Origin of the sequence: Micromonospora sp. CPCC 205739, assembly GCF_036906795.1 — a bacterium.
Lineage (GTDB): Bacteria > Actinomycetota > Actinomycetes > Mycobacteriales > Micromonosporaceae > Micromonospora.
In genome coordinates this window covers 314,714-330,375 of sequence record NZ_JBAKHS010000002.1, presented here as the reverse complement: position 1 = coordinate 330,375, position 15,662 = coordinate 314,714, and the positions used below count along the sequence as shown (strand labels likewise).

Sequence of the window (15,662 nt, the reverse complement as noted above, 5' to 3'; positions counted from 1 at the left end):
TCGGCCACGGCCCGACGAGCGCACCGCTTCCCGGACACCCGGTGCCATTTCCGACGCGGCGTGAGCCGAGAGGACGATTCGTCGTGGTCGGCTGCCGGCGGACCGGCGGAATGCCGCACCGGAGATTCAACGGAAGCGACGACACCCGACCCGGCGGCCCCGACATCCGGGCGATTTCCGCTGCGGGGATGCCCATTTCCGCCGCTCTCGTGACCGTCACCGGCGAACGGCCACGCCGCAGCCCCGCCGACTCGCCACCGGGGGAGCCGGACAGTGCCGCACGTCCCCGCGCCGCCCCATCCACGCCCCGGTTACCCATTGACGAAGGCAACTCGCCGCTCATCCGGGAAAGACGACGAATTTCGGCGCGGGGCCACCCGCGGGGGGAACCCGGGAGTGACGCAGGGCGAAACTCATCATGTCGCGGAAAGACTGGGTCGCCACCGGACGGCCGGCGGCCTGGGGGTCGTACACGAACACGGCGATCACATAGCGGGGCTTCTCCGCGGGCGCCATGCCGATGAACGAGGCGACCTCCCCGGGCTGCCGCACCCCGTTCACGAGCCGGAAGCCGGTGCCCGTCTTGCCGGCGACCCGGTAGCCCGGAACCGCCGCCTCGACGCCCGTGGCGTCCTCGACGGTGGTGACCGCCTCCAGCATCCGCCGCAGCGCGGCGGCGTTGGCCGGGCTGAGCACCGGCCGGGTTACCGGCGCGGCGGCCGGCGTGCGCTTCCCGTCCGCCCCGCTGACCACCTCCTTGATCAGGTGGGGCTGGACGTACGTGCCGTCGTTGGCGATGGTGGCGTACGCGGCGGCCATCTGCAGCGGCGTGGCGTCCACGCTGTGCCCGATCGGCACCGACCCGTCCGACGACAGGCTCCACTCGTCGGCGGGCAGCAGCCGCCCGGCGGCCTCCCCCGGCATCCCCTCGCCGGTGGGCTGCCCCAGCCCGAACCGCTTCTGGTAGTCGATCAGCCGGTCGCGGCCCAGCTTGTCAGCGATCTCGATGGTGCCGACGTTCGAGGAGTAGGCGAGCATGCCGGGCAGGGTCATCCGCCGCCCGTTCGCGCTGTGCGTGTCGGCGAAGACGGTGTCGCCCTTGGTGATGGTGTTGGCGACGGGCATGACGGTGTCCGGAGTGATCACGCCCTCCTGCAACGCCGCGCCGAAGGTGATCGCCTTGTGCACCGACCCCGGCTCGACCACGAAGCTGGTCGCCGCGTCCTCCCGGTCGGTCGGCCGGCTCGGCCCCGGGTTGGCGGCGTTGTAGCTGGGGTGGCTGGCCTGGGCCAGCACCTCACCGGTCGCCACGTCCAGCACCACGGCGGCGCCCACGCCACCCCGGGTCTGCGCCATCCGCCGGCCGAGCACCTGCTGCACCTGGTACTGCAGGTCCCGGTCGATGGTGAGCACCAGGGAGCTGCCCGGCTTGGCCGGGGTGGTCTGGCTGTAGCCGCCGGGGATGGGCGCGTCCAGGTCGCCCTGGCCCGCCTCGTAGACCCGCCGCCCGTCCTTGCCCTGGAGCACGTCGTCGTAGCGCGCCTCCAGCCCTTCCAGGCCGTTCATGTCCTGGCTGACGAAGCCGACCAGGTTGGCGGCGAGGTCCCCGCCGGGCACCTCGCGCCGCTCGTCGCGGTGGGTGCCGATGCCGGCGAGGTCGAGCGCCTCGATCTGCTTGGCCTTCGGGATGTCGACGCCCCGGGCCAGGTACTGGAACTGCGACTCGCCGCCGCCGGGCAGGCCGCGCCGCTGCATCTTCTCGGCCAGCTCGGAGGCGGGCACGCCGAGCAACGGGGAGAGCAGCCGCGCCGTGGTCGCCCGGTCCTTGACCTGGGTCGGGTCGGCGAAGACGTACCGCGCCTCGACGCTGCGGGCCAGCGGGGCGCCGGTGCGGTCGACGATCGCGCCGCGCGGCGCGGGCAGGTCGACGCGGGTGAGCCGGTTCTCGACACCCGCGCCCGCGTACGCCGGGGTGTCCACCGCCTGGAGGAAGACCAGCCGGATGCCGATGGTGACGAAGAGCGCCAGCACGAGCATGGTGCCCAGCCGCAGCCGGCGGCGCGGCTCGGCGAGCTTCGGCGGCCGGCGCGGCTTGTGGGAGGGGCGTCGGGTCGCCGGGCGCTCCGGCCGGCGCGGCGCGCGCCCACCGGCCCGACGGCGCGGCGGCGCCAGCTCCTCCTCGTCGTCGTCGGACCAGGCGGGCCGGGACGGGACGGTGCGGACGACGCCGGCCCGGGCGGCGGGAGCGGCCTCGCGCCGCCCGCCGCGCGCCGCCGCCCGACCACCGTCGAGCACCTGCAACGCGGGACGGAACGGGTCGCCGGAACGGCCGGCCCGGGGGGTACGCCGCTGGCCGGTCCGCTCCTCGCGGCCGGCCCGCTCTTCGCCGCTCTCCCGGATGGTCCGGCCCCGGGGGGTGTACGCCCGGGCGTCGGAGATCCCGCCGATTCCCGGCTCCCCGGCGCGCGGATCGCCGCCCCGGCCGGCCCGGGACGGGCCGCGCCGGGAGCCCGTGGTGGGGTCCCGGCGCGGTTCGTCCGATCTCGGCGGCACTGCTATCCCCCGCTGCCCTGCTGGCTGGTGATCGCCGGCTGCCCGTTGGCGGGCTGCGGCACGCCGATCATCCGGCCGTCCGGCAGCCGGATGTAGGCCGGCTCGCCGGCCTCGACCAGGCCGAGCTTGCGGGCCTCGGCGGTCAGGTTGCCCGGCGCCTTGGCCTCCTCGATCTGCTTGTTCAGCTGCTGCTCGTCCACGTCGAGGCGGGCCTGCTGCTGCTGGAGCTGCTGGAGCTTGAAGGCGTTCTCGTTGATCTTCGTGTTGACGGTGAGGATGCCCAGCACCCCGCCGACGACCAGCACTACGATCAGCGCCGCGAACGGCGCCCGCGGCACCCGCACCGGCGGGGGCGGCGCGACGCGCAGCCGGGGCCGGGCGGCCGTGGTGTCGGCGACCTTCTCGGCGGGCCGCAGCGCGGCGCTGCCCTGGATCGGGAACTCGCGCGCCCCCCGGGCGCGAGTCTCCCCCTGCCGGCCGGCGAGGTCCGCCGGCTTCCCGCCGCGCGTGGTGCGCTGCGTCGCGGTCCGGCCCCCCGACCGCGGTGCGCGCTGCCCGACGGCCTCCCGGCCGTCGCGCTTGTTGACGTTCATGTTCCCTCCCCCTCTTCGTCCGTCCCTCTGCCGTCCCCCGGCGCCGACCCACGGTCCACTGTGGAACCCGGTGTCGACCCCGTCCCCGGTTGGTGCATCGCCCTGACCCGTCGGCGGTACCGTTCGCGGTCGGTCCGCCCCTGCTGCACGGCAGCCGGATCGAGTCGTTCCGCGGCCCGCAGCCGCACCGAGGCGGCGCGCGGGTTCGCGGCGACCTCCGCCTCCCCGGGAAGCTCGGCACCCCGGCTGAGCAGCCGGAACGTCGGGCCCGACCCGGGAAGTTCCACCGGGAGGTCGACCGGGCCCTTACTGCGGACCCGGTCGGCGAGCGCCTGCTTGGTGAGCCGGTCCTCCAGCGAGTGGTAGGACAGGACCACCATGCGGCCGCCCACGTTGAGCGCGTCGAGAGCGGCCGGCAGCGCCGTCTCCAGCGCTGCCAGCTCTCTGTTTACCTCGATCCGTAAAGCCTGAAACGTTCTCTTAGCCGGGTGTCCCCCGGTTCGTCGGGCTGGTGCCGGAATGCTCTCCCTGACCAGCTCGGCCAGCCGCGCCGAGGAGGTAATCCGGCCCCGCTCGCGCTCCCGGATGATCGCCGAGGCGATCCTCCCGGCGAACTTCTCCTCGCCGTAGACCCGCAGCACCCGGGCCAGGTCCGGGTGGGAGTAGGAGTTGACCACCTCCTCGGCGGTCACCCCCCGGGTCTGGTCCATCCGCATGTCCAGCGGCGCGTCCTGGGCGTACGCGAACCCGCGGTCGGGCGCGTCCAACTGCAACGAGGAGACCCCGAGGTCGAACAGGATCCCGTCGATGCCGGTGTAGCCCAGCCGCTCCAGCACCCCGGGCAGCTCGTCGTAGACGGCGTGCTCCAGGTGGATCCGGTCGGCGAAGCGGGCCAGCCGGACCCGCGCGTGGGCGAGGGCCTCGGTGTCCCGGTCCAGCCCGATCAGCACCGTGTGCGGGTGCCGTTCCAGCACCGCCTCGGCATGCCCGGCCAGTCCCAACGTCGCGTCGACGTGCACCGTCCGGCCGCCCCGGTCCAGCGCGGGGGCCAGCAACTCGAGACACCTCTCGAGCAGCACCGGCACGTGCGTGCCGCGAAGCTCCCCCATGTCGACCCCCACTGTTGAGACGTTCCGTTCGGTCCTGCGACCCTGCTCGTCGGACGACGCCGTGCCGTCGTACCGCCAGATCCCCATCCGCTCCCGCTTCGCCTCCCGGGCCGCGGGCCCCGGAGACTGATCGTGCGCCTGGCACCGGGGAAGGGGTGCCAGGAACTCGAAAGCGGCTGGAGATCTCGCAGTACGTCGGGCGTCGTCGCGCCCTACAGGCCGCCGGGCAGCACCCCCTCCTCGATGTCGGCGAAGTCGTCTTCGCTCTCGGCGAGGTAGGTCTCCCAGGCCGCCTTGTCCCAGATCTCCACCCGGGTGCTCGCCCCGATCACCACCAGGTCCCGGTCGAGTGCGGCGTACGACCGGAGGTGGGCCGGGATGGTGACCCGCCCCTGCTTGTCGGGGACCTCGTCGTGCGCGCTCGCGAAGAAGACCCGGCTGTAGGCCCGGGCCGCCTTGTGCGTCATCGGCTGCGCGCGCAACTGGTCCGCGATCCGCTGGAACTCGGGCGTGGGGAAGACGTAGAGGCAGCGTTCCTGCCCTTTGGTGATCACGACACCCCCCGCCAGCTCGTCCCGGAACTTCGCCGGAAGGATCAACCGGCCTTTGTCGTCCAGGCGCGGAGTGTGGGTGCCGAGGAACATCGGCCCTACCCCCTCGCCCTTTAGCGGCGTTCGCGGCGCCGCTGACCCCCCGGGCCGGTGGGCCCTCCCGGCCTCACCATCGCGCCCCACTCTACTCCACTTCCCTCCACCTGCAACCAGAAACGCCCGCGTGGCGCGCCGCCGCCCCGCGCAAAAGCGCACGTCAGAAGGGGTGGAGCAGAGTGGAGGGCCGGAGCGCCCCCGGCGCCGCGTCCGCTACCCGACATAGCTCGACTCCGTCCGGCGGAGCGCGGCGCGACCGGACGCCCGAGCGGAACCGGCCGAACGGTTCGCCGTCCGCGGCGATCTGGCGGCCGTACGGGTCCGGTAACCTCGCTCGGGTGACGGACGCGAAGATGCCCCTGCGGGCAAAGGTGGCCAGCTCGGTGTCGCGGACCGCCGCGGCGCTGTCGCGGGCCGCCGGCCGAGGTGACGGCTCGGTGATCGGCGGCTGGATCGGGCTGAAGATCGACCCGGACCTGCTGGCCCACCTCTCCGCTGGCCGCGCCATCGCGCTGGTCTCCGGCACCAACGGCAAGACCACCACCACCCGGCTCGCCGCCGCCGCCGTCGGCGTGCTCGGCCGGGTCGCCACCAACTCCTTCGGCGCCAACATGCCGACCGGCCACACCTCCGCGCTGGCCAAGGCGGGCAGCACCCCGTACGCGGTGCTAGAGGTGGACGAGCACTACCTCGCGCAGGTGCTGGAGGCCACCGAGCCGCACGTCGTGGCGCTGCTCAACCTCTCCCGCGACCAGCTGGACCGGGCCAAGGAGGTCGCCATGATGGCGCAGCTCTGGCGCGCCGCGCTGGTCCGGCACGCCGACGTGCGGGTGGTGGCCAACGCCGACGACCCGATGGTGGTCTGGGCGGCCACCCCGCCGGCCGACCCGGCCCGCGGGGTCAACCCGCCGCACGTCACCTGGTTCAGCGCCGGCCAGCGCTGGCACGACGACTCCTGGGTCTGCCCCGAGTGCGGCTCCACCATCCAGCGCTCAGGAGAACAGTGGTGGTGCACCGGCTGCCCGCTGCGCCGGCCCGAGCCGCAGTGGATCGTGGAGGACGACGGGGTCCTGGACCCCACCGGCGCCTGGCACAAGGTGACCCTCCAGCTCCCCGGCAAGGTCAACCTCGGCAACGCGGCCACCGCGCTGGCCGTCGCCGCCGAGTTCGGGGTACGCCCCGTCGACGCGGTCTCCCGGCTGGGCACGGTCACCTCGGTCGCCGGCCGCTACGCCCAGGTCGACCGGGACGGGCGCAACATCCGGCTGCTGCTGGCCAAGAACCCGGCCAGCTGGCTGGAGGCGTTCGACATGGCCGACGTGGCGCCGACCCTGCTCTCCATCAACGCCCGCGACCCCGACGGGCTGGACACCTCCTGGCTCTTCGACGTCGACTTCGCCCCGCTGCGCGGCCGGCAGGTGCTGATCACCGGCGACCGGGCGTACGACCTGGCGGTCCGGCTGGACGTCAACGGCGTGCCGTTCCAGCACGTGCGGACGTTCGACGACGCCGTCCGGGCGGTCCCGCCCGGCCGGCTGGAGGTCATCGCGAACTACACCGCCTTCCAGGACATCCGAGCGGAGTTGGACCGTGTCAACTGAGAGCCTGCGCATCGTCTGGATCTACCCCGACCTGCTCTCCACCTACGGCGACCGGGGCAACATGCTGATCCTGGCCCGCCGGGCGCAGCTGCGCGGGATGCCGGTCGAGGTGCTGGAGGTCCGCTCCGACCAGCGGCTGCCCGCCACGGCCGACATCTACCTGATCGGCGGCGGCGAGGACGGCCCGCAGGCGCTCGGCGCCCAGCGGCTGCTCGCCGACGGCGGCCTGCACCGCGCGGTCGCCCAGGGTTCGGTGGTCTTCGGCGTCTGCGCCGGCTACCAGCTCCTCGGCACCTCCTTCTTCGCCAAGGGCACCAAGTGCGCCGGGCTGGAGCTGCTCGACCTCTCCTCCGACCGCGGCCCGACCCGGGCCGTCGGCGAGCTGGCCGGAGAGATCGACCCGCGGCTGGGCGTACCGGCCCTGTCCGGGTTCGAGAACCACGGCGGGCGCACCCACCTCGGCCCCGGCGTCTCGCCGCTGGCCCGGGTCACCGCCGGGGTCGGCAACGACGGCGCCACCGAGGGCGCGTGGCGCGGCAAGCTGCTCGGCACGTACTCGCACGGGCCGGCGCTGGCCCGCAACCCGGCCCTGGCCGACCTGCTGCTGCGCTGGGCCACCGGGGTGCACCAGCTCCCGCCGCTGGACGACACCTGGGCCGACCGGCTCCGCTCCGAGCGCCGCGCTGCGGTGGCCGTCGCCGACCGGGCATGATCCACGCCGTCCGGCGGCTGCTCGGGCAGCCGTCGGCGCGACGCTTCGCCCTGCTGCTGCTCCTGCTCGCCGGCTTCGCGGTGCTGCTGCTGGTGACGCCCCGGCCCGACATCGCCCGGCTGCCCCGGCTCGCCGACTCCCTCGGCGGGTACGCCCCGGTCGCGGCCATCGCCACCGGGGCGCTGCTGCTGGTCGCGCTGGTCCCCCGGACGTTCGTCACGCTCGCCGCCGGCGCCATCTTCGGCCCGCTGGAGGGCGCCGCGTACGCGCTCGGCGCGGCCCTGCTCGCCGCGGCGCTCGGCTTCAGCGTCGGCCGGGTGCTGGGCCGGGAGTTCGTGGCGGAACGGGTCCGGGGCCGGCTGGCCCGGCTCGACCGCTGGTTCGCCCGGCAGAGCGTGGTCGGGGTGATCACCGTCCGGCTGCTGCCCATCGCCGGCTTCGGCCTGGTCAGCTACGGCTACGGCACCACCGGCGCGCGGGTGCTGCCGTTCCTCGCCGGCAGCGTGATCGCCTCCGCCCCCACCGCCTTCGGCTACGCCGCGATCGGCGCGGCGGTCAGCTCGCCGGGCGACGTCAATTGGTACGCCGCCGCCCCCGCCAGCCTCGGCCTGATCGCCAGCCTGGTGCTGATCCGCCGCTGGTGGCGGGCCGAACGGCAGCGCCGGCTCGGCGTGCCGGAGCCGCGACCGTGACGGGTCGGCACCGGCCGCCACCCCGCGCCGAGGAGGTGCTGGCCGGCGGGTTCATCGCCGAGGTGGTCCGGATCGGCGACACCGTCCGCCGTACTCCCCCGGCCAACGCCGGGTTCGTCACCGCCCTGTTGACGCACCTGGAACGGATCGGCGCGCAGGTGGCACCGCGTCCGCTGGGCACCGACGAGCGGGGCCGGCAGGTGCTCAGCCACCTCGCCGGGCGGGTGCCGTGGCGGGAGCGGGAGGACGCGACCTTCTTCTCCGACGCCGCGCTGACCCGACTGGCCGAGCTGATCCGGACCCTGCACGACGCCTGCGCCGGCACCGATCTGGCCGGGGGCGCGGAGACGGTCTGCCACCGCGACCTGTCGCCGAAGAACACGGTGTACCGGGACTCTCCCGCCGGGCTGCTGCCGGTGGCGTTCCTGGACTGGGACCTCGCCGCGCCGGGCCGCCGGGTCGACGACGTGGCGTTCGCCGCCTGGCACTGGGGTGAGCTGGGCGAGGGCGCCGACCCGGCCGAGCTGGGCCGGCGCTGCCGGCTGCTCTGCGACGCCTACGACGCGGCCGCCGCCGGACCGGATCCGGTACCGCTCCCCCGGGGCGAGCTGGTCACCGTCATGCTCGACCAGATCGAGGGCACCTGGCGGGGCATCGACGCCGGCGCGGACCGGGACGAGCCCGGCATGCGCCGGCTGCGCGCGGCGGGCGCGGTCGACGGGGTACGCCGCTGGCAGGACTGGCTGCGCACCCACCGGCGCACCGTGGAGTCGCCCCTCCACGCCTGACGCCCTCTGCGCCGCCCGCTGGATTTCGCCCCGGCGTGTCGCAGCCTGCAGTGAACATGGCCGACGAGCGACATGACTGTGAGGCATATTTATGCCTCACAGTCATCGCGCTCGTTCCGGCGTGCGCCACCACGGAGGTCACGCTCAGTGTCCCGGCGTTCCGGGTGGCGATCCCCGCTGCCGGTGCTCGCCGCCAAAGTGACCGATGGCCGGCGCGGCCGCGCCTGACCGCTGCTGGGCGGTGGGTCATTCCGACGGGTGGACCAGCCGCGCCTCGTAGGCGGCGATGACCAGGTGGACCCGGTCGCGGGCGCCGAGCTTGGTGAAGAGCCGGGCGACGTGCGCCTTGGCGGTGGCCACACTGATGAACAGGTGGGCGGCGATCTCGGCGTTCGACATGCCCCGCGCGACCAGGGTGAGGACCTCCCGCTCCCGTTCGGTGACGCCGGGCAGCGCGCGCGGGCGGGGCACCGGCCCGGGCCGCCGGGCGAACTGGGCGATCAGCCGGCGGGTGACCCCGGGGGCGATCAGCGCGTCCCCGGCGGCGACCACCCGGACGGCGTTGAGGATGTCGTCCAGTGCCATGTCCTTGACCAGGAACCCGCTGGCGCCGGCCCGCAGCGCGGCGTGCACGTGGTTGTCGTCGTCGAAGGTGGTGAGGACCAGCACCCGGCTCGGGCCGCCGGCCGCGGTGATCGCCCGGGTGGCCTCGATACCGTCCGTCCCGGGCATCCGCAGGTCCATCAGCACCACGTCCGGCGCGACCTCACGGGCCAGCCGGACTGCCTCGGCACCGGTCCCCGCCTCGCCCACGACGTCGATGTCGGGGGCGTCGGCGATCAGCACCCGCAGGCCGGCGCGGACCAGCGGCTGGTCGTCGGCGAGCACCACCCGGACGGTCACCGGTCCGCCTCCGGCACCGGCAACCGGGCAGTCACCCGGAAGCCACCCTCGGGGCGCGGCCCGGCGCGGAACCGCCCGCCGAGCAGGGCGACCCGTTCCCGCATGCCGACGATGCCGTGCCCGTCGCCGGCGACCGGCCCGCCCCGGCCGTCGTCCACGACGTCCACCATCACCTCGCCGGGGCCGTGCTCCACGGTCACCCGGCACCGGTCGGTGCCCGCGTGCCGGACCACGTTGGTGAGCGCCTCCTGCACGATCCGGAAGGCGGCGAGGCCGAGGTCGGCCGGCACCTCGACCGGCCGGCCACGCCGCCGCAGGTCCACCTGGACGCCCGCGTCCCCGGCGGCGGCGACCAGCCGGTCGAGGTCGTCCAGCCCGGGCGTCGGGTCCAGCGACGCCGGCTCCGCGTCCGGCCGGCGCAGCGCGCCGAGGGTACGCCGCAGGCCGGCCAGGGTGTCCCGGCTGGTCGCCTCGATGGTGGCGAGCGCCGCGCGCGCCTGCGCCGGTTGGGTGTCGATGACCCGGGCCCCGACGCCGGCCTGGATGGCGATGACGCCGATGCTGTGCGCCACCATGTCGTGCAGCTCGCGGGCGATGCGCAGCCGCTCGGCGGTGACCGCCTCGGCGGCGGCGTGCGACCGCAGCGCCTCGGCGTGCCGGCGTCGGGTCCGGATCGAGTCACCGACGGTCCAGGCGGCCACCACCGCCAGCACCGAGAGGGTGGCCCGGGCGACCGGGTCGGAGCCCAGGTTGAGGAAGCCGGCGCCGACCTGAACCAGGAGCACCACCGCGGCGGCGGGCAGCGACACCCGGCGCGGCCGGGTCGCGGCGACCACGCCGAGCGCGGCGTCGACGGCGAGGAACTGCAGCCGGAAGACGTCGTCGAGGTAGCCCTCGTCCCCACCGTGCACGGTGCCGCTGGCTAGGGCCGCCCCGGCCAGCATGAGGCCGAGGGCGATCAGCGGCCGGCGCCGCAGCAGCACCGCGGGCAGGGCCACCACCAGCGCCGGCACCGCGTACCGCACGGGGATCCACAGCTCGCCGAACCCCAGGCCCTCGCTGCTGTACCCGACCGCCGGGGCGTAGAGCCAGAGCACCGGCAGGGTGGCCACCCCCGCCCAGGCGAGGATCGCCCGCACGGCGGAGGCGGCGCGCGGCCGGAGCGGGATGGCGTACACCCGGACACCGTAGCCACCCGCACGCCGCCCGGACATCGGCCCACGGGCGTACGCCCCGGGGCGCGTGCCGGACCGCGGATGTGTCCCTCGGCACGACGACCGGCCGCCCGCCGCGCGGCAGCGTGAACCGCATGATCGAGCTACGTGACCTGACGAAACGGTACGGCCGCACGACGGCCGTCGACCGGCTCACCCTCACCGTCCGGCCCGGGCACGTGACCGGGTTCCTCGGGCCCAACGGCGCAGGCAAGTCCACCACCCTGCGGCTGGTCCTCGGCCTGCACCGGCCCACCAGCGGCACGGTCACCGTGGACGGGACGCCCTTCGCCGACCGCCCGCGCGGGCTGCGGCACGTCGGCGCGCTGCTGGACGCCGGTGACGCGCACGGCGGGCGCAGCGCGCTGGCGCACCTGTCCGCGCTGGCCCGCAGCAACGGCATCCCCCGCGCCCGGGCGGTGGCGGTACTGCGGGAGGTGGGGCTGGCCGACGTCGCCCGGCGGCGGATCGGCGCCTTCTCCCTCGGCATGCGGCAGCGGCTCGGCATCGCCGCCGCGCTGCTCGGCGACCCGCCGGTGCTGCTCTTCGACGAGCCCTTCAACGGCTTGGACCCGGAGGGGGTGCGCTGGGTGCGGGCGCTGTTCCGCCGGTTGGCCGCCGAGGGCCGCACGGTGCTCGTCTCCAGCCACCTGATGAGCGAGATGGAGCAGACCGCCGACCACCTGGTGGTCATCGGCCGGGGTGAGCTGATCGCCGACGAGAGCCTGGCGGGGTTCGCCGCCCGCGTCGGCCCGGCCGGCGTCACCGTCCGGACACCGGACCCGGCGGCGCTGACCACGGTGCTGCGCGCCGAGGGCGGCGCCGTCCGCGCCGGGGCGGACGGGTCGCTGGTCGTCGGGGGCCTGGCCGCCGCCCGGATCGGCGACCTGGCCTGCGCGGGCGGGATCCCGCTGCACGAACTGGCCCCGCACACCGTCTCCCTGGAGGAGGCGTTCATGGACCTGACCGCCGACCGCGTCGACTACCCCGCAGGAGGCCGCCGATGAGCACCGCCACCCGCCCCGCCCGCACCGCCCACCGCACCGCCGCACCGCCGGCCCGGTTCCGCGACCTGCTCGCCGCCGAGTGGATCAAGCTGTGGTCGCTGCGGTCGACGTACGGCTCGCTGGCGGTGATCACGGTCTCCGCGCTGCTGTTCAGCGCCCGGGCCGCCCTCGCCGACCACCGGAACTGGCCGGACTACTCCGCCGAGCGGCGCGCCTTCTTCGCACCCGTCGGCGACGCCTTCCCGGAGGAGGGGTGGCTGTTCGTGGTGCTCGCCGCCGGCAGCGTCGGCGCCGTGATGATCGCCAGCGAGTACGCCAGCGGGCAGATCCGCACCACCTTCGCGGCCGTACCCGCGCGGCGGTCGGTGGCCGCCGCGAAGGTGGTGGTGCTCGCGGCGGTGATGACGGCCGTCGGTGCGCTGGCCTCGGGCGGCGCGTTCTGGCTCTCCCAGGCGATCCTCGCCGACCGGCACGCCGGCGCGTCGATCGCGGATCCCGGCGCGCTGCGCGCGGTGGTCGCGTCGGCGCTGCTGGTGCCGGTCTGCGCGCTGGCCGGGCTGGGCATCGGCGCCCTCGTCCGGCACACCGCCCCGGCGATCGTCACCACCACGGCGGTGCTGCTCCTGCTGCCGCTGGCGTTCGACACGCGCCACCGGTGGACCGCCGCCGTCAACCACGCGCTGCCGGTCCCCGCCTGGGAACGGCTGGTGGAGATCGTCCCGTTCCCGAACTACGACGGCTGGGTGGCCACGATCCCCACCTCCTGGACCGTCTTCGCCGGCTGGTCCCTGACCGCCACCCTGGCCACCCTGATCGCCCTCCACCACCGCGACCCCTGACCCGGCCCAAGATCCGCTTACGTGCAGAGAAAGAGTGGCTGTTCCGCGCGGAACAGCCACTCTTTCCCCGTAAAACCGCGAGCTCGCGGCCCGAAGGTCAGGCGACGACGGAGACCATGCGGCCCTTCACGACGATGACCTTGCGGGGTTCCTTGCCGGCCAGCGACGACGCGACCGCGTCCAGGGCCGCCGCGCGGACGGTCTCCTCGGACGCGTCGGCGGGGACCTCGACCCGGCCGCGGACCTTGCCGTTGATCTGCACCGGGTACGTCACCGTCTCGGCGACCAGCAGCGCCGGGTCGGCGGTCGGGAAGTCCGCGTACGTCAGCGAGGTGTCGTGCCCCATCCGCCGCCACAGCTCCTCGGCCACGTGCGGGGCGAACGGCGCCAGCATCAGCACCAGCGGCTCGGCCACCTCGCGCGGGGTCTGGGCCAGCCGGGTCAGCCCGTTGGTCAGCTCGATCAGCTTGGCGATGGCGGTGTTGAACCGGATCGCCTCCATGTCGCCACGGACCCCGTCGACCACCTTGTGCAGCAGCCGCCGGGTCGCCTCGTCGGCCGGGGCGTCGGTGACCCGCAGCGCGCCGGTCTGCTCGTCGACGACCGCCCGCCAGACCCGCTGCAGGAACCGGTACGACCCGACGACCGCCCGGGTCTCCCACGGACGGGACACCTCCAGCGGGCCCATCGACATCTCGTACACCCGGAACGTGTCCGCGCCGTACGCGGCGCACATCTCGTCAGGGGTGACGACGTTCTTCAGGGACTTGCCCATCTTGCCGTACTCGCGGTTGACCTCGGTGTCGCCCAGGTAGAAGCCGCCGTCGCGCTCGGTCACGTCCTCGGCCGGCACGTAGGCGCCCCGGGCGTCGGTGTACGCGTACGCCTGGATGTAGCCCTGGTTGAACAGCTTGCGGAACGGCTCGAACGACGAGACGTGGCCCAGGTCGTACAGCACCTTGTGCCAGAAGCGGGCGTACAGCAGGTGCAGCACGGCGTGCTCGGCGCCGCCGACGTACAGGTCGGTGCCACCGCAGTCGCCCTCGCCGCGCGGGCCCATCCAGTACCGCTCGTTCTCCGCGTCGACGAAGCGCTCGGAGTTGGTCGGGTCCAGGTAGCGCAGCTCGTACCAGCAGGAGCCGGCCCACTGCGGCATCACGTTGGTCTCGCGGGTGTAGCGCTTCGGCCCGTCACCCAGGTCCAGCTCCACCTCGACCCAGTCGCGCCGGCGCGACAGCGGGGTCTCCGGGTTGCTGTCGGCGTCCTCCGGGTCGAAGGTGCGCGGCGAGAAGTCCTCCACCTCGGGCAGCTCGACCGGCAGCATCTCCTCCGGCAGCGCGATCGCCGCCCCGGTCTCGTCGTACACGATCGGGAACGGCTCACCCCAGTAGCGCTGCCGGGAGAACAGCCAGTCGCGCAGCCGGTAGGTGACCGCGCCGGCGCCGTGCCCGTTCGCCTCCAGCCAGGCGATGATCGCCGCCTTGGCGTCGGCGACCCCCAGGCCGTTCAGGTCCAGGCCGCGGTCGGGCGCAGCGCTGTTGATCGCCGGGCCGTCCCCGGTGTACGCCTTGCCGTCGAAGCCCTCCGACGGCTGCACGGTGCGCACGATCGGCAGCTCGAAGACCTCGGCGAACGCCCAGTCCCGCTCGTCCTGGGCGGGTACCGCCATGATCGCGCCGGTGCCGTAGCCGGCCAGCACGTAGTCCGCGATGAAGATCGGGATCTGCCCGCCGGTGACCGGGTTGACGGCGTACGCCCCGACGAAGACGCCGGTCTTCTCCTTGGTCTCGGCCTGCCGCTCGACGTCAGTCTTGGCCGCCGCCGCCTTGCGGTACGCCTCCACCGCCGCGCGCGGGTTGGCGTGCCCGCCGGTCCAGGCGTCCCTGGTCCCCTCCGGCCAGGCGGCCGGCACCAGCGCGTCGACCAGCTCGTGCTCCGGCGCCAGCACCATGTAGGTGGCGCCGAAGACGGTGTCCGGGCGGGTCGTGAACACCCGGATCGGCTCCCGCTCGGTGGGGAAGTCGATGTGGGCGCCCTGGGAGCGGCCGATCCAGTTGCGCTGCATCAGCTTGATCGGCTCGGGCCAGTCCAGGGTGTCCAGGTCGTCCAGCAGCCGGTCGCCGTACGCGGTGATCCGCATCATCCACTGCTTCAGGTTGCGCTTGAAGACCGGGAAGTTGCCCCGCTCGGAGCGGCCGTCGGCGGTGACCTCCTCGTTGGCCAGCACGGTGCCCAGCCCCGGGCACCAGTTCACCGGGGCCTGCGAGACGTACGCCAGCCGGTGGTCGTCGACGATCGCCCGCCGCTCGGCCACGCTCAGCTCGGCCCAGGGCCGCCCGTCGGGGGTGGGGCGGTTGCCGCCCTCGAACTCGGCGATCAGTTCGGCGATCGGCCGGGCCTTGCGGATCTCCGGGTCGTACCAGGAGTTGAAGACCTGCAGGAAGATCCACTGCGTCCAGCGGTAGAAGTCGGTGTCGATGGTCGCCACCGAGCGGCGCTCGTCGTGGGCCAGCCCCAGCCGGCGCAGCTGCTCCTTGTACCGCTCGATGTTCTGCTCGGTAGTGGTCCTGGGGTGGGTGCCGGTCTGCACCGCGTACTGCTCGGCGGGCAGGCCGAACGCGTCGAAGCCCATCGCGTGCAGCACGTTGCGCCCGGCCATCCGCTGGTAGCGGGCGAAGCAGTCGGTGCCGATGTAGCCCAGCGGGTGGCCGACGTGCAGGCCGGCACCCGACGGGTACGGGAACATGTCCAGCACGTACAGCTTCTCCGCGCCGGCCCGGGGGTGGTCCGGGTCGGCCAGCGGGCCGGTCGGGTTCGGGGCGTGGAAGGTGCCCTCGCGCGCCCAGATCTCCTGCCAACGGTGCTCGATCTCGTCGGCCAGGGCTGCGGTGTACCGGTACGGGGGAATGTCGCCCGCCGGTGCGGCTGCCTCACTCATGGCGTCTCCTCGCTTCGCTCGTCGCCGCCGGCCGCGCCACGGCCGGGCTGGGTGCTGACCTCGCTC

At 74.4% G+C, this 15,662-nt stretch carries 13 protein-coding genes; 6 read left to right on the top strand and 7 right to left on the bottom strand.

Annotation, left to right across the window (positions count from 1 at the left end; all coding sequences use genetic code 11):
• Positions 1-339 precede the first annotated feature (339 nt).
• The 4 genes from V6U88_RS05465 to mraZ form a co-directional block, all read right to left on the bottom strand.
• On the bottom strand, positions 340-2,553 hold the full coding sequence (locus tag V6U88_RS05465) for a peptidoglycan D,D-transpeptidase FtsI family protein (RefSeq protein ID WP_334450402.1): 2,214 nt from the start codon (positions 2,551-2,553) through the stop codon (positions 340-342).
• Between the two features lie 2 nt (positions 2,554-2,555).
• Positions 2,556-3,146: a hypothetical protein gene (locus V6U88_RS05460; protein WP_334450400.1), complete on the bottom strand. Its 591-nt coding sequence runs from the start codon at positions 3,144-3,146 to the stop codon at positions 2,556-2,558.
• Entirely contained in the window at positions 3,143-4,255 is a 1,113-nt protein-coding gene (rsmH, locus tag V6U88_RS05455) for a 16S rRNA (cytosine(1402)-N(4))-methyltransferase RsmH (RefSeq protein WP_334450398.1), read from the bottom strand. The genes V6U88_RS05460 and rsmH overlap by 4 nt, the downstream gene beginning before the upstream one ends.
• Positions 4,256-4,467: 212 nt before the next feature.
• Positions 4,468-4,899, bottom strand: a complete 432-nt coding sequence (gene mraZ, locus V6U88_RS05450; protein ID WP_088961118.1) for a division/cell wall cluster transcriptional repressor MraZ — start codon at positions 4,897-4,899, stop codon at positions 4,468-4,470.
• A gap of 356 nt (positions 4,900-5,255) precedes the next feature.
• On the opposite strand from mraZ, the gene V6U88_RS05445 reads away from it, so the two are divergent.
• Genes V6U88_RS05445 through V6U88_RS05430 form a run of 4 tightly spaced genes read left to right on the top strand, consistent with a single transcriptional unit; the run spans position 5,256 to position 8,695 of the window.
• Complete coding sequence (locus tag V6U88_RS05445) at positions 5,256-6,503, top strand: MurT ligase domain-containing protein (RefSeq protein ID WP_334450616.1); 1,248 nt, start codon at positions 5,256-5,258, stop codon at positions 6,501-6,503.
• Positions 6,493-7,215 carry a type 1 glutamine amidotransferase gene (locus V6U88_RS05440; protein ID WP_334450394.1) on the top strand — a complete coding sequence of 241 codons (723 nt, stop codon included), beginning with the start codon at positions 6,493-6,495 and terminating at the stop codon, positions 7,213-7,215. The genes V6U88_RS05445 and V6U88_RS05440 overlap by 11 nt, the downstream gene beginning before the upstream one ends.
• A complete protein-coding gene (locus tag V6U88_RS05435) occupies positions 7,113-7,907 on the top strand; it encodes a TVP38/TMEM64 family protein (protein WP_442934571.1) in 795 nt (264 codons plus the stop codon). The genes V6U88_RS05440 and V6U88_RS05435 overlap by 103 nt, the downstream gene beginning before the upstream one ends.
• A complete protein-coding gene (locus V6U88_RS05430; RefSeq protein WP_334450390.1) occupies positions 7,904-8,695 on the top strand; it encodes a phosphotransferase in 792 nt (263 codons plus the stop codon). Before V6U88_RS05435 ends, V6U88_RS05430 begins: the two co-directional genes overlap by 4 nt.
• 246 nt (positions 8,696-8,941) lie before the next feature.
• Here the strand turns inward: V6U88_RS05430 and V6U88_RS05425 are convergent, their stop codons facing one another.
• Together V6U88_RS05425 and V6U88_RS05420 are read right to left on the bottom strand one after the other, a co-directional pair.
• Positions 8,942-9,598, bottom strand: coding sequence for a response regulator transcription factor (locus tag V6U88_RS05425; protein ID WP_334450388.1), 657 nt, complete (start codon positions 9,596-9,598; stop codon positions 8,942-8,944).
• Positions 9,595-10,776: a sensor histidine kinase gene (locus V6U88_RS05420; protein WP_334450386.1), complete on the bottom strand. Its 1,182-nt coding sequence runs from the start codon at positions 10,774-10,776 to the stop codon at positions 9,595-9,597. The genes V6U88_RS05425 and V6U88_RS05420 overlap by 4 nt, the downstream gene beginning before the upstream one ends.
• Before the next feature lie 131 nt (positions 10,777-10,907).
• Between V6U88_RS05420 and V6U88_RS05415 the strand changes: the two genes are divergently transcribed.
• Both V6U88_RS05415 and V6U88_RS05410 read left to right on the top strand, forming a co-directional pair.
• The gene (locus V6U88_RS05415; protein WP_334450384.1) at positions 10,908-11,819 is read left to right on the top strand and encodes an ABC transporter ATP-binding protein; all 912 of its coding nucleotides are present in this window, start codon (positions 10,908-10,910) and stop codon (positions 11,817-11,819) included.
• Positions 11,816-12,658, top strand: coding sequence for an ABC transporter permease (locus V6U88_RS05410; protein WP_334450382.1), 843 nt, complete (start codon positions 11,816-11,818; stop codon positions 12,656-12,658). Before V6U88_RS05415 ends, V6U88_RS05410 begins: the two co-directional genes overlap by 4 nt.
• A 97-nt stretch (positions 12,659-12,755) precedes the next feature.
• Here V6U88_RS05410 and leuS read toward each other — a convergent pair whose 3' ends face one another.
• Complete coding sequence (gene leuS / locus V6U88_RS05405; protein WP_334450380.1) at positions 12,756-15,596, bottom strand: leucine--tRNA ligase; 2,841 nt, start codon at positions 15,594-15,596, stop codon at positions 12,756-12,758.
• Positions 15,597-15,662: the final 66 nt, after the last annotated feature.

Excerpts from the sequence above, each read along its gene's own strand:
- V6U88_RS05445 (WP_334450616.1), top strand. The coding sequence starts at position 5,256 with ATGCCCCTGCGGGCAAAGGTGGCCAGCTCGGTGTCGCGGACCGCCGCG.
- rsmH (WP_334450398.1), bottom strand. The coding sequence starts at position 4,255 with ATGGGGGAGCTTCGCGGCACGCACGTGCCGGTGCTGCTCGAGAGGTGT.
- mraZ (WP_088961118.1), bottom strand. The coding sequence starts at position 4,899 with ATGTTCCTCGGCACCCACACTCCGCGCCTGGACGACAAAGGCCGGTTG.
- V6U88_RS05460 (WP_334450400.1), bottom strand. The coding sequence starts at position 3,146 with ATGAACGTCAACAAGCGCGACGGCCGGGAGGCCGTCGGGCAGCGCGCA.
- leuS (WP_334450380.1), bottom strand. The coding sequence starts at position 15,596 with ATGAGTGAGGCAGCCGCACCGGCGGGCGACATTCCCCCGTACCGGTAC.
- V6U88_RS05415 (WP_334450384.1), top strand. The coding sequence starts at position 10,908 with ATGATCGAGCTACGTGACCTGACGAAACGGTACGGCCGCACGACGGCC.
- V6U88_RS05410 (WP_334450382.1), top strand. The coding sequence starts at position 11,816 with ATGAGCACCGCCACCCGCCCCGCCCGCACCGCCCACCGCACCGCCGCA.